The sequence below is a fragment of the Holospora obtusa F1 genome (genome assembly GCF_000469665.2).
Taxonomy (GTDB): Bacteria; Pseudomonadota; Alphaproteobacteria; order Holosporales; family Holosporaceae; genus Holospora; species Holospora obtusa.
Window position 1 is genome coordinate 1 of record NZ_AWTR02000052.1, and the last position, 13,077, is coordinate 13,077.

General features: G+C 33.7%; 12 protein-coding genes, 1 tRNA gene and 1 pseudogene. 7 read left to right on the plus strand and 7 right to left on the minus strand.

Annotated features, from left to right (window positions below; all coding sequences use genetic code 11):
* Positions 1 to 230 precede the first annotated feature (230 nt).
* From xseA to P618_RS09220, 3 genes are all read right to left on the minus strand, one after another.
* The gene (gene xseA / locus P618_RS05995; RefSeq protein ID WP_021827624.1) at positions 231 to 1,538 is read right to left on the minus strand and encodes an exodeoxyribonuclease VII large subunit; all 1,308 of its coding nucleotides are present in this window, start codon (positions 1,536 to 1,538) and stop codon (positions 231 to 233) included.
* 145 nt (positions 1,539 to 1,683) lie between these two features.
* A complete protein-coding gene (locus tag P618_RS02500) occupies positions 1,684 to 2,754 on the minus strand; it encodes a hypothetical protein (RefSeq protein ID WP_021827625.1) in 1,071 nt (356 codons plus the stop codon).
* Between the two features lie 978 nt (positions 2,755 to 3,732).
* Positions 3,733 to 3,843 carry a transposase gene (locus tag P618_RS09220; protein WP_162147059.1) on the minus strand — a complete coding sequence of 37 codons (111 nt, stop codon included), beginning with the start codon at positions 3,841 to 3,843 and terminating at the stop codon, positions 3,733 to 3,735.
* A gap of 620 nt (positions 3,844 to 4,463) precedes the next feature.
* Between P618_RS09220 and P618_RS02510 the strand changes: the two genes are divergently transcribed.
* The 4 genes from P618_RS02510 to P618_RS02525 all read left to right on the plus strand — a co-directional run bounded on the left by P618_RS02510 (position 4,464) and on the right by P618_RS02525 (position 7,221).
* Positions 4,464 to 4,536, plus strand: a tRNA-Ala gene (locus tag P618_RS02510).
* Positions 4,501 to 5,802: a lipoprotein-releasing ABC transporter permease subunit gene (locus tag P618_RS02515; RefSeq protein WP_084024568.1), complete on the plus strand. Its 1,302-nt coding sequence runs from the start codon at positions 4,501 to 4,503 to the stop codon at positions 5,800 to 5,802. Before P618_RS02510 ends, P618_RS02515 begins: the two co-directional genes overlap by 36 nt.
* The gene (locus tag P618_RS02520; protein WP_021827628.1) at positions 5,795 to 6,559 is read left to right on the plus strand and encodes an ABC transporter ATP-binding protein; all 765 of its coding nucleotides are present in this window, start codon (positions 5,795 to 5,797) and stop codon (positions 6,557 to 6,559) included. Before P618_RS02515 ends, P618_RS02520 begins: the two co-directional genes overlap by 8 nt.
* On the plus strand, positions 6,556 to 7,221 hold the full coding sequence (locus P618_RS02525) for a glutathione S-transferase family protein (RefSeq protein WP_021827629.1): 666 nt from the start codon (positions 6,556 to 6,558) through the stop codon (positions 7,219 to 7,221). Before P618_RS02520 ends, P618_RS02525 begins: the two co-directional genes overlap by 4 nt.
* 599 nt (positions 7,222 to 7,820) lie before the next feature.
* Here P618_RS02525 and P618_RS09225 read toward each other — a convergent pair.
* From P618_RS09225 to P618_RS02545, 3 genes and pseudogenes are all read right to left on the minus strand, one after another.
* Positions 7,821 to 8,551, minus strand: a pseudogene (locus tag P618_RS09225) (IS5 family transposase).
* Between the two features lie 277 nt (positions 8,552 to 8,828).
* Complete coding sequence (locus P618_RS02540) at positions 8,829 to 9,689, minus strand: glucosaminidase domain-containing protein (protein WP_021827634.1); 861 nt, start codon at positions 9,687 to 9,689, stop codon at positions 8,829 to 8,831.
* The gene (locus P618_RS02545) at positions 9,664 to 10,266 is read right to left on the minus strand and encodes a NifU family protein (protein ID WP_021827635.1); all 603 of its coding nucleotides are present in this window, start codon (positions 10,264 to 10,266) and stop codon (positions 9,664 to 9,666) included. The genes P618_RS02540 and P618_RS02545 overlap by 26 nt, the downstream gene beginning before the upstream one ends.
* A gap of 485 nt (positions 10,267 to 10,751) precedes the next feature.
* Between P618_RS02545 and P618_RS02550 the strand changes: the two genes are divergently transcribed.
* Together P618_RS02550 and P618_RS09230 are read left to right on the plus strand one after the other, a co-directional pair.
* Complete coding sequence (locus tag P618_RS02550; RefSeq protein WP_021827636.1) at positions 10,752 to 11,237, plus strand: ISAzo13-like element transposase-related protein; 486 nt, start codon at positions 10,752 to 10,754, stop codon at positions 11,235 to 11,237.
* Positions 11,185 to 11,355 carry an ISAzo13-like element transposase-related protein gene (locus P618_RS09230; protein ID WP_162147060.1) on the plus strand — a complete coding sequence of 57 codons (171 nt, stop codon included), beginning with the start codon at positions 11,185 to 11,187 and terminating at the stop codon, positions 11,353 to 11,355. The genes P618_RS02550 and P618_RS09230 overlap by 53 nt, the downstream gene beginning before the upstream one ends.
* Before the next feature lie 187 nt (positions 11,356 to 11,542).
* On the opposite strand, the gene P618_RS02555 is transcribed toward P618_RS09230, so the two are convergent.
* Entirely contained in the window at positions 11,543 to 12,232 is a 690-nt protein-coding gene (locus P618_RS02555) for an alpha/beta hydrolase (RefSeq protein ID WP_021827637.1), read from the minus strand.
* A 448-nt stretch (positions 12,233 to 12,680) separates the two neighbouring features.
* On the opposite strand from P618_RS02555, the gene P618_RS09235 reads away from it, so the two are divergent.
* Positions 12,681 to 12,881, plus strand: a complete 201-nt coding sequence (locus tag P618_RS09235; RefSeq protein ID WP_084024570.1) for an IS630 transposase-related protein — start codon at positions 12,681 to 12,683, stop codon at positions 12,879 to 12,881.
* Positions 12,882 to 13,077 lie beyond the last annotated feature (196 nt).

The following is a 13,077-nucleotide window of genomic DNA, read 5'->3' on the forward strand; positions in this document are numbered from 1 at the left end:
CACAAAGAACGAAAGAAATCCTGTTGAAAGATTCTGAAAATATATTAAAGCGCACACAATTAAAAATAGAATCGATGATAGACTAGATAATTTAAGAAAATCTGTATGAAATTTTATTAAATCTCTACCAACTGAGCGCATTTAAAAACATGCTCTGTAAATTCTTTAACTCAATCAATTTAGGAAAATGGTATAAAACGTGATGCTTACCCAGACAGTTTATTAAGAGTTCAATCAAGGTGTCCCGTTAAAGAACCATCATGCCAAATAATTCGTATAGCTTGTTTCGAGTTTATATTTTTAGAAGACGTTATCAAAGCTCCTGATGTGTCTTGAGTCAGAGAGAATCCGCGTGATAATATTTTTTTATAAGAGGAAGAGTTTAATCTATGTTTCATCCATTTTAATGTTTCTTCTTTTTTTTGTATTTGGGTGCTCATATTATGAATTAAGCGCTCTTTCCACGCAGAAATTTGCGCATCGGCCCATCGTGTATCTGCCCATTTTTGATGAATTTTTGCCTCTAGTCTCAAAAAAAGAGTTTGTTTTCTTTCGTAGTACCTTTTGACAGAGTGATAAAATTTATCCCAAAGATCATCTAAATTTTGCATTAAGTATTCTTCTGGGTATCGCTCAAATTCACGGTAGTGTTGAATCAAATTTTTATATTTTATTATGCACACCTCTAAAAAAGTATTGTAATTATTTTCAACTCTTTTGACTAAACTTTTTAAACGTTCCTCTAGTTCTTTTCGATGAGGAAGTACCAATTCGATGGCAGCGGTAGGAGTAGGGGCACGTAAATCGCAAGCATAATCTACCAATGTCGTATCTGTTTCGTGACCAATAGCGCTAACGGTTGGAATAGAACTGGAGGCAACTCCTCTGACCAAGGTCTCTTCTTGGAATCCCCATAAATCCTCTATACTTCCGCCTCCTCTTGCAATAATTAAAATTTCAGGACGTTCTTTTTCGGGAAGTGCGTGAAAATATTTTAATCCTAAAAGAACGTCTGCGGCTACTCGAGTTCCTTGAACTTGGATAGGGAATAAGGTAATACGGCACGGCCAACGCGCTTTGCATCGGTTTAACATATCCTGAATTACCGCCCCAGTTGGAGATGTTAAAATACCTAAATGTTGTGGAAATGAAGGGAGTGGACGTTTTTGATCAAAAATACCTTCCAATTGAAGTTTATTTTTTAAACGCTCTAACTGTTCTAAGAGCGCTCCTTTCCCTTGTTCCCATAGGTGAGATACAAGGATTTGATATTTTGATCTGGCCCCATAGACGCTAACTTTTCCCTGACACAACACCTGCATTCCGTCTTTGAGCGTCATTTTTAAAGATGTTCCTTTCCAGCACACACCATCTATAATATTTTTATCGTCTTTTAAAGAAAAGTAATGATGTCCTGAAATATGACATTTGTATCCGGAAATTTCCCCTTGTACCAAAATTTGAGAAAAATTTTTATCTAAGGTCTGTTTTAGTTGAATTGATAGTTCGGTAACCGTCAACGCAGAAGAAGTTTCCATAAAAATAACTCTGAATCAAAACAAATCAACCATAATTTATCAAAAATAGTTTATAAAACGCAAGGGGAAAAATCATTTTTCATTATTTAAAGAATAGTGATAAAAATTTTTTTTGTGTGTATTACCCAAAATTTTTAAACACATTTTACCTCTTTTTTAAAATTGGTAGGTACTTTCCGTCCGATTGAATTTTATTAAGATTCAGTTTTGCTCTTTTTTGAAAGCTTTCAAACTCATCTATATTATTTTTTCTTTGATTATTTTTTAAAGATATTTTATTTAATTGTGTTTGATCATGATTAATTTCTATTTTTTGTTGAAAATTTTTGGATTCATCGCTAGCAAGTGGTTCTTGATGATTTTTTAAAGACATCCCATTCGATTGTATCTGATCATCATTAAGTTTTATTTTTTTTAAACGATTATCTGATGTGCTAATATCGTTTCGTTCATACGCTGTTACTCCTTTGGATTCATCGCTAGCAAGTGGTTCTTGATGATTTTTTAAAGACATCCCATTCGATTGTATCTGATCATCATTAAGTTTTATTTTTTTGAAACGATCATCTAATGTGCTAATATCGTTTCGTTCATACGCTGTTACTCCTTTGGATTCATCGCTAGCAAGTGGTTCTTGATGATTTTTTAAAGACATCCCATTCGATTGTATCTGATCATCATTAAGTTTTATTTTTTTGAAACGATCATCTAATGTGCTAATATCGTTTTGTTCATACGCCGCTACTAAACGACTATTGACGAACTTAAAATAATCTAGAATATGAGAAAAAGTTTTCTGAATACTAAATTTTAGATGCTTATGAGCAGGAGATATTTTTATGGAAGAAAAATTAAAATCTTTTAACGAGATTTTTCTTTTCCTTTCTTCTTTAGAAGATTCATCAAATATTTCTTTTACCATTTTTTTAATTTGCGTTTTCCAAAAAATTCGATCATTACCAGTGTTCTCTACGATTTCTATTAAATTATTAGATTGTTTTAACTGAGCAATCATACTTATTATATAATCGATTTTTTTTATGTGTTGCGCTATCTCTTGACTTGAAATGGCGTTAAAATCAGGCGTCTTTAGTTCATATACATTTTTTTGTAAATCATTATAGATTTTTTCTATTTCTTGCAACGTAGTCCCCATATCTATAGCTAGCGCAGAAAGACTAAAAAAACCAAATAATAAAAAAAATATTTTTTTCATTTTTCAATAATTATTCTAATATTACATTGTAATTTTAAAAAAAAGTAAAAAAATAATAAACAGATTTTTTTCGTAAGTGTGATTTTATGTAAACTTTACGAAAAGATACGAGATTAATGATACAAAATAAGTTCACATATTGTGAGGATTAAAAAAACATCAAAACGTTTGTTTGGCCTAATTTCTCATAAATTTTAGAAAATTGTCAGAGCAGCTTGTCCTTTTTGGAAAAAAAATAATAAAACGTTCTCAACGTCCTGGACATAAATAGAGTAATTTAGCATAAAAATGGGACTTGAAAGAATGCGGAAATAGCCTAGTAAAATTTATTAAATTGGTTAATTTGATTCTTAACCCATCTTTTCGTATTAGCACAAAATCTCTCTATTGGATTCAAATCGAGTGAGTATGGCAGTAGAAAGATGAGTTGACAACCTACAGATTTGATCAACTTTTTCGTTCTTTATGATCTATGAAATGCAGCATTATTCATTATTACAATTTGCCCAGGTTCTAATTTCTTAATCCATACCTTTGTTACCCAAGCTTCAAATAATTTTGTATGACAAGAACCTTTAATACTATAGGTGCTAACATATCCAGTTATAATATTTATCGTTTTTTTTGACAGCAAGCTTTTTTGCCTTTCTGTTCCATACTGCGTTCTGCACAAATAGTCATCTCAACACTGCTTTCATCAATATATACAATGACGGTATACTTGTAATTTCTTTATATCGCTCTCATTTTTTTTTGGCTTACTTGCAAGTAGGTAAAGGGTTTTTTACAGCTAAAGCCTAGCTTCTTTAAACGCCGATACACAGAATATACTAGCATTAAATAGTTTTGCTATCTTTTGCTCATTTTTTTATCTTCATCGGCCTTCGACAGAAGTCCTTAGCTTCTCTTGGGCTAATTGTTTCTTTGTCATTTTTTCTTAAAAATAGCATCTTTTTGTCCTGTTTTTAAGCTAAATTACTATAAGCTCTGGCAGAACTTAATTTGCTGCCTAGTCCATCGCTTCATATTTTTCCAAAATTTTTCGATTGGATTTAAATTAGGTGAATAAGGAGGTAAAAAAAACTCCAACCCACAGATTCAAGTCATTCTCTGCTTTTTTGAGATTTATGAAATGCAGGATTATCCATGATCACAACTTGTCCGGGTTTTGATTCTTTTTATTAAAAACTGCGATACCCAAGCTTCGAATAATTGTGTGTTACAAAAACCGTTAAAAACCATCGCAGCAATCGCTTTATTGTTTACTAAACTCGCTCCAACCTTAACCAATATCGTGCACACTGGCACTCATGCTAAATTCACGAGCAATACTTCTGATTTAACATCTGGATGATTAGTATTGAATAAAAGCCTCTTTTTCTATAGTTGGCTTTTCACCAAAACTTGAACCGTCCACCGGCTCATAGAGTTAACTCAAAAGCCAGAAAAGATCTCAAGGCATTGTGAGAATGCATTTAAGTACGTATTTTCCTGAGAAAACATGCAAACTATATACCTCAACTTCCTATTTTTCCGAGACAACACGAAACCTATATACCTCAATTCTTTTCCTCATACGTATACCATCGGGATCCTAAAAACGTTATATCCGTTTATGATATCTTCGTAACCTTTTGTTGTTCTTGCATATTTTTCCTCTAAGAGATCTTTTTTATTTTAGTAAAATACAGTATGATGTTCAAGAGTTCGGGGTTGTAGCTCAGTTGGTAGAGTGCGTCGTTCGCAATGACGAGGTCAGGGGTTCGAATCCCCTTAACTCCACAATTAGTAATTTTAGGTAAAAGTGTGTTAAAATCTTTAGAATGGTTTATTGCGTGGCGATATTTGTGGGCTTCTAGGAAGGAGCGTTTCATTGCTGTGATTGCGAGTTTTTCTTTTTTGGGAATCGTTTTGGGAGTTGGGACTTTAATTTTGGTCATGTCTGTTATGAATGGATTTCGCGAAGAATTAGTCTCTAGGGTTATTGGATTTAACGGGCATTTGTTACTTTCTGAAGGGGAAAGGTTACATGAAGTTTCTCAAGTACAAGAACAAGTTGAAAGTATTTCCGATGTTAAGTACACCGCTCCTTTAGTGCAAAAACAAGTATTAATCACTTCAGAAGGAGAAGCGTGTGGAGCGTTAGTGCAAGGAGTGACTCCGGAAGTTTTGCAAAAGCGTCCTTTGATTTCAAAAAATTTAGTTGCAGGAAATTTGAAAAGTTTTATTGATTTCCCAAATCAAATTATGATTGGAAGTGGGCTTGCCAGAAAGTTGAACGTGAACGTTGGAGATAAATTAAAATTGACGACACCTCAAATGAATCGAACTGCTTTTGGATCATTTCCTAAAACTAAATTTTTTAAACTTGCCGCAATTTTTAAGAGCGGAATGTACGAATATGATCAAAATTTTTCTTTCATTTCATTGTCAGCAAGTCAGCAATTATTTTCGTTAGGAGGGGATGTTTCTGCTTTGGAAATTTTTGTAAAAGATCCAGAAAAAATGGCTCACATCAAGGCTTCGCTTAATATTCTCTTTCCGTTTTTTCACCTTCATGATTGGCAACAGGTAAATGAGAAATTTTTTTCTACACTGGAGGTGCAAAAAAATATTATGTTTCTTATTTTAATGTTGATCGTTTTAGTAGCTGCTTTCAATATTATTTCTTGCTTGATGATGCTTGTTAAGGATAAGACCAAAGATATTGCTGTGTTACAAGCGTTAGGTGCCAGTCGATCATGTATTTTAAGGATTTTCTTTTACATAGGTTCTTTTATTGGAATTTTTGGTGCACTGGTCGGAACAGCAATAGGGCTCATATTATCTTATCGTTTAGATAATATTCGTCTTTTTTTAGAACACATGTCTGGATGCAAACTATTTAGAGAAGAAATTTATTTTTTGGCACATCTTCCCAGTAAAGTACACTTAAATCAAGCGTTATTGGTGTGCGTTCTTGCGATTATACTGAGTATATTAGCCACTTGGTATCCAGCACAAAAAGCTTCTCGCTTAAACCCTATAGAAGGCTTGCGTTATGAGTAATCATCAAAATTGTGTTGTTCGGCTTGAAGATGTGTCTCACGCATATTCTTCTTTATCGATTCTTGAAAAAGTAACACTATTTTTATCTTCAAGGGAATGTGTAGGCTTGTTGGGGCGTTCAGGATCAGGGAAATCTACGTTATTGAATATCTTGGGGTTGTTGATGCCGGTTCAAAAAGGAAGAATTTTTTTAAAAAGTCAAAAAGGTTTTGTCAACGTGAAAGCTTTAAATCATCATCAAAAATCTTATTTACGACGCACGCATATAGGGTTTGTTTTTCAATCTCATTGCCTTCTTCCAGAATTTACTGCATTGGAAAATGTGGTTTTACCTCAGCGATTAAATGGGAAGTCTGTCAAGCAATCCCAAAATTATGCAACCTCACTTTTAGAATATGTTGGTCTTTCTCAACGCCTTCACCACAAACCTTGTGAATTATCAGGAGGAGAACAGCAACGTGTTGCAATTGCTAGAGCTCTTTCTAATAAACCTACAATTTTGTTGGCCGATGAGCCTACAGGAAATTTAGATAGCGAATCTTCCAAGATGATTATTCAGTTGTTTCATCATATAGTTCAGAATCATGATGTCGCTTTGTTAATGGTTACACACAGCGTAGAGAGCGTAAAAAATTTTCATTGTGTCTATACTTTGGAATCGGGAATATTGGTGCCTGTATCTAAACACACAGCATCTTCGATGGAATCTGTCCCGTTTTCTTTAAGTAGTGAAAAAAAGGAAGCAGGCAGATCATGAGAGTTTTATACCATAGTGCGTTTTGTCCTTTTTCAAGAAAGATTGCCTTTGGCTTGAAAGAAAAAAAATTGGAATTTGATCATCATTGGGAAACGATAGGAAAGCCATCTTCTAGACTTTTGAGTCTAAATCCTTGGGGGGAGCTTCCCGTGTTGGTCGATCAGCATTTGGTCTGTGTTAATCATTACGTCAGCAGCGAATACTTAGAGGATGCATATCCGAATCCGGTGTTGATGGGAGAAGGAAATGCTTACCGCATTGAAGTTAGAAAGCTGGTATCTTGGTTTGACAAGATTTTTTACCAAGATGTGTTTTGGACATTATTTTATGAAAAAATTTTAAAGTGTCAGCTTCATCATAAAGCGCCGGATACAAGAATTTTAAAAAAAGGGTATGCTTTTTTACAAGAGCATATGGAGCATCTCGATAATCTAACGGAGACTCATCATTTTCTTGCAGGAAAACATTTTTCTTGGGCAGATATTACAGGGGCTGCACATCTTTCTTGTATTGATTACATTGGAGACATTTCTTGGAAATTATTTCCTTCAGCAAAAGAGTGGTATTGTAAAATAAAGTCTCGCCCTGCATTTCGTCAGTTTTTGAATCAAATATTTTCAGGAATAGAGCCTTCTCCACATTATAGCCAGTTAGATTTTTAGTGAAGTGATATTTTTTTAATTCTATAGTCATTTAAAGTGATATGGGCATTATTCACGAAAAATATCGCTCTTTTTTGTCAGTTTTTAAAAGAAGATCAGGAATTTTCTACGCAATCAAAAATTAACAGGCACTCGAAGCAAGCTTACCATAAAACATACCTCCACGAATGGTTCCGATCTCAGTGATGCTTTGGTAACTCCGTTAATGTTCCGCAATGAGGCTTTTTTGGGTAACAACTAAGCATAAAGTATGTGCTTCACTTTCATCAACAGACTTCTTTTCGAAACTAAAATATATGTGTATACTGAAGTTAGGTCAATAAAAATATGATGATTTTATAGTTAGACCTCTTTCGAAACTCATTTATACTGAGGCCTGTTCTCACTTAAGTTGATTTTTTTCGATATTTTTTGAGAATTTAATAAGAATTCAAAGGAAACGTGAATTAAATGAGACGTTATACGTTGAGAAATGATAGTGAGATCGGATAAAAGATAGTTTACCTGGAAAATCAGGGGATCTGGCAGCCAAGGAGAATCGCCTGTTTGTTTAGGCTGTTTTATACCGTATCCGTAGGGGAATTTTTGGCTTAATTTTGTCAAAGAAGTTTTGTGATTTTTATGCCATTTACACCCGATTTATCCGTTGGAGCCAAAAAGACGTATGGAAAAAAAATTGAAGACGTTTTATCATGTCTTGTGGCAATGGCGCGTTACTGATTTGAGTTTAGCAAAAAAATTCTCGATCAAGTGACGGAATTTATAAAGATATTTACATAATTTGAAGGCTCAAAACAGTTCTTTTTAAGTGGAATCACTGCCTCACGAGCCTTTTCGTTAAGTTTTCGCCGCACTCTTTTATCGGAAAGCACCGCATCAACCTTCACACGCTGCATCAACGCACCCCCCCTTCCAAATTATGGTCCTGACCTTGTGTAAGGTGAATAGAGACCGAATTTCTATAGGCATCACACGGTGCATGAATTTTGGTACTTAGAATCCCCAGCAAAGCGTCCAATGCCTTGATTATTCTCTTTTTTAGAGCATGCGCTGTGTTGATGGGCTCGCACTATCGTTGCATCGATCATCGCGCACTCATGATCATCGCTCTGCGACAGAGATTTCAAAAACCTTTGTACATATGCTTTTTTGGATCCAACAGATAAAGTGGGTGTGGATGGCTTTAAAATCACCAAACCTCTTTTGGCAGATCACGCCAAAGAATTTTTCCACGATAACGGTATAAAATAGCCTGAACAAACAAGAGATTGTCCTTGGCTGCCAGATCCCCTGGTTTTCCAGGTAAACTTATCCTTTTATTCGATCTCACTAATTTTCCCTCAACGCATAAGGTCTCATTTAACTCACATTACCTTTGAATTCTTATTAAATTCTCAAAAAATATCGAAAAAAGTCAACTTAAGTGAGGACGGTCCCTAATATTTTTTTGAAATAGTAACATATTTCATGTCTCTTTTATACTGTTTTAGTTAGAATCAGTTGCGTAAATTCAATAAAAACCATATATACTTCAGGTAACAAGATTTCTGAAAAATAAACAAAAGTAGATGAATAAGAAGAATAACAGTGATAAAATTTTAGCTTTGTCAAAGAACACTAGCAAATTGAACTTTAGAAAAATTTTCACAGATTTTTGTCCATAGCATTTGTGCCAAAAAATGAGCTCCTTTGGGGTGTTTGGCTAGATCAAAACAACGTTGTTTAAACTCAAAAATTTTTTTAGAATTTAGATCACTTACAAGGACATGACGGTATGCGTTTTCTATCATTAAGTCGAAGATAAAAAGATGATATTTTCTTGCAATTTTTTGGATAATTTTAGGATAATTAGGATCTTCACAATAACTATAAAGTTCATTTATAAGAATGTACCCACGCAGATCTTGGTTGCGCTCTCGCATCATCTGACGAATTGCTCGAAATTTTTTATACCCTCTATGCGTATTAAGTGTTCGTATATACGCTTGAACACTGTGTTCAGGGGTATGATATCGATGACATTTCTTACCCGTGCTCATCATACCAAAATATGCATTTTTGTTCAGGCAACTGAATGAACGTCCCCAACCACATTCTTGTATACTTTGAGCAAGGGCCATAGAAATGGGAATAACATCCATTCGATTTAATAAATTTTTCCAACTAGAAACTTTGTAATATTTGCATGCCTGATTTAAAAATACTTTTTCCTTAAAAGTTAACTTTTTTTTTTGATGATTTTTTCTTATCATGTTTAACAAAATCATGCGTGCGTATAAAATACGATAATTTTCTTTCCAAATTTTCCAATACATTGTTCGAATAAAAGATTTTTTATCGTAAGAAAGTCGTTGTTTTTTTTCCCACATATGATATATTTTTTCCGTACTCATCGTTGTATTCTTAGCAGTGCTGGAAAAAGAAATTGAAAATACGCCTATATTAACCAAAAAAGCCCAACGATACATCGTCTGATATTTCCTCTACGCTTCGAACTTCGGGAATATAATGCTTAAGTAAATTTTCGATTCCGTACGTTAAAGTTTCTTTAGAGTGCGGACAGCCAGAGCATGCTCCATCCAATCGAACATAAACGATACCTCGTTCCATATCCATATGGTCAAAATGAATAATTCCCCCATCTTCTTCTATATTTGGACGTATCCTGGTAGCGATTAACAATTCAATTTCTTCGATAATAGTTTTCTCATCTTCCGTATAATCAGTAACATATTTAGCTTCTTTTTTTACTGATTCTGCACATTGATCTAACTTTTTTAAAGGAAAACTTGCATTGTAATGATCTAAGATACATACAATGATGCTTCGAAGAAGGCTCCAGGGCGTTTCTTGATCTTTTGTGATCGTTATAAAGTCTGGAGCTAAAAAAATATGTTGAACTCCAGGAAGATCTAAAATTTCTTTCACTACGGGAATATGCTGTGCCTCTTGAGAATTAAAAAACGACGTATACCCCCCACTTGTAACTCCTGACGAAATAATAAACTTAAGAGATAGTGGATTTGGAGTTTTTTGTATATTCACGTTTTATATCCTGAGTTTGCTCAAATGCATATATTAAAAATAAGATAAATTATAGTATCTGCATGAAGTTTTGTCAAGGTTTTTATCTTATTTTAAAAATTGGAACAAACTTACTGAAAACGTATCAAGTTTTGAAAAATATCGTCAATTTAATTTATACAGTGTACTACAAATTCAAATTGAAGTTTGAGTTGAGATAAGTTCTTTAAAAAAGAAATTGTCTAAATTCTATAGCCAAGATATTTGAAAAAAGTAATAATCTTATGTAGAAAGAGGTAATAGTTAAAAAAGAGCCTCAACAAAATTGAAACATTTTGCACAACGTGGATCTTATTTCCGAATCTTCTTTGGAATCGTGAAAAAACAACTTACATGATTGCATAATGCCTTGAGATGTGAAATTATGGCGGTATGGATAATATTGAAAAAGAACGCTATATTACCCCAATACAAGCAAAATATTTAGCAATAGAATTTCTGTCTAAATGAGAGAGGGGCGCAGGCTATGGGCTGTTGCAGAAGCTAGGTCTTATGGTTATGGCGGTATTGTGAGTAAAGCAACGCAAACGTCTAACAAAATAATTGATAAGGGCTTGAAAGAACTAGACAGCTTAAATAGTATAGATAAAACTAGAATCAGAGCAGCTGATGGTGGAAGGAAATCAGTCAAAAATAAACATTCTGATATCTTAAAAATATTTGAAGCTCTTGTTGATCCAACTACTCGAGGTGCCCCCGAATCGCCACTAAAATGGACCAGCAAAAGTGTTAGAAAACTTGAGGAGGCGAAGCTTAACGCAGGATATTCTGTGAGTTACCGTAACTTCATGAGCTTGGTTATAGTTTGTAATCGAATCGAAAAACTAAAGAGGGATCATCGCACATGGACAAAGACGCTCAGTTTCATCTGTTGTCAATTTGATTGGCAACACCACAACCAACAAAGGTCTAAAAATCAGTGCTGTTCTTGATCAAAACAACTATAATACAGAGAGAAAAATAGATGATAATGTATTCTCAGCTTTAAACATTTCTGCAGATCAATTTCACCCTGAATGGAACTATGCCATTAAATCAAAAATCCTGTAAGTTATTTTTTCACAGCTCCTAAGTAATAAATTTTTAGTATAAAAACATTTTACTCGTACGTTTTACTCAAGTATTTATAACGTAAAATTTCGTATGAAGTCTATATTTAAGATTTTAATACTTAATTTAAACTTTCATTTTTGCGATCTTAACTCAAAAAAATTTTTTTCATAACTCCTTAAATATGCTATAAACTGACACTTTGTACTGATTCAAGAGAAAGATTAGCTTCCAAAGCCTCCATTTCTTTTTCAATATACTGACTGATAATGTCTTCAAGTTCGCGCAAATGTATTGAAAATTTTTCATCCCCATCTGGAACAAGCTTAAGATTAATTTTTTTTCCACGTTTTTGTGCTGAAAGCTGGTAAGCTAAACGTACAACCAAATCACAAGGCGTAACTGCATCTTCTGTTCCATGAACAATCAATCCCGGATGCGGACAAGGGGCCAAAAAATCAAACGGATAAAGGTTTGGACGTAGCGCTACCCCAACAAAACGTTCGCATTCTGGACGACGCATCAAAATTTGCATACCAATCCAAGCACCAAAAGAATACCCAGCAACCCAGTACCGAGCTTTAGGAGGATAATGATCAGAAAGCCAATTTAAGCAAGATTCTGCATCAGAAATTTCACCCTCTCCATTGCTAAAAGTTCCTGTAGATTTTCCCGTTCCACGATAATTAAATCGCAGTACGTCAAACTTACACCTAACAAAACTTCTGTAAATTGTAAAGATAACACTGTGATCGAGTAAACCTTCCCATTTAGGGTGGGGAGATGCCAAAAGCACTACATTCGAAGAATTTTTAGTGGTATGGTATACGACTTCTATTTTTCCTTGCGGCCCTGGAATCATAAATGTTGAAGACATTGCTATATTATTTAATTACTGCACAGAATATAATGTATTTTTTTTTTACTTTTGTCAATTATAATATTTTTTTATTTCTAAAATAAATCTATTGCGCACATTACCGTTTATGCTTCAAAAAGAATTCTCTTTTATTTGCGATTTTAGCAAATCTATTTTCTATAAATCTCATTTTTGAGATGATGATAATTTTAATACTATTTCCATAAAATACAATTTAGTTAAATAATTTACAGAGCATATTTTTAAAACAGGCTCAGTTGATAGAGATTTAACAAAATTGTATACAGATGCTCTTAAAACATTCAGGTTATCATAAATTCCTATTTTTAATTGTGTGCGCCTTAATATACATTAGTTAAATTGTAATACGAAATATGGTATATTTTGTCTAAAAAGGTAGATAATGTCAACGCGTCCATATCGTATAGATTTAAGATAAAAGGTTATAAATTTTATCAAATCAGGTAACAGTCAAAAAGAAGCATCGAAAGTTTTTGAAATAAATAAAATGACAATCAAAAGGTGGCATTTACGTTATAAAAGTAAAGAACATTTTCGCCCAAAGATACGTTTGAGTGCAAAGCCAATTATAGAAAAAGAGTCTTTTATTCAATTTCCGATGAAGATCAGAAGATATTGCTCGTGAATTTTGCATGAGTGCCAGTGGTGCACGGTATGGGTTAAGGTGCACAGGCTTTAGCTATAAAAAAACCTTCACCTATGTGAAAGCAAGTAAAGAACTCATCTTACGTAGCACCTTTCAAAATTTGAAGTTCATTGAACATTAAAACATTGGCTTTTAACAATAGTTTTTGTTTTATTGCAAAATGATTCAATGAGGT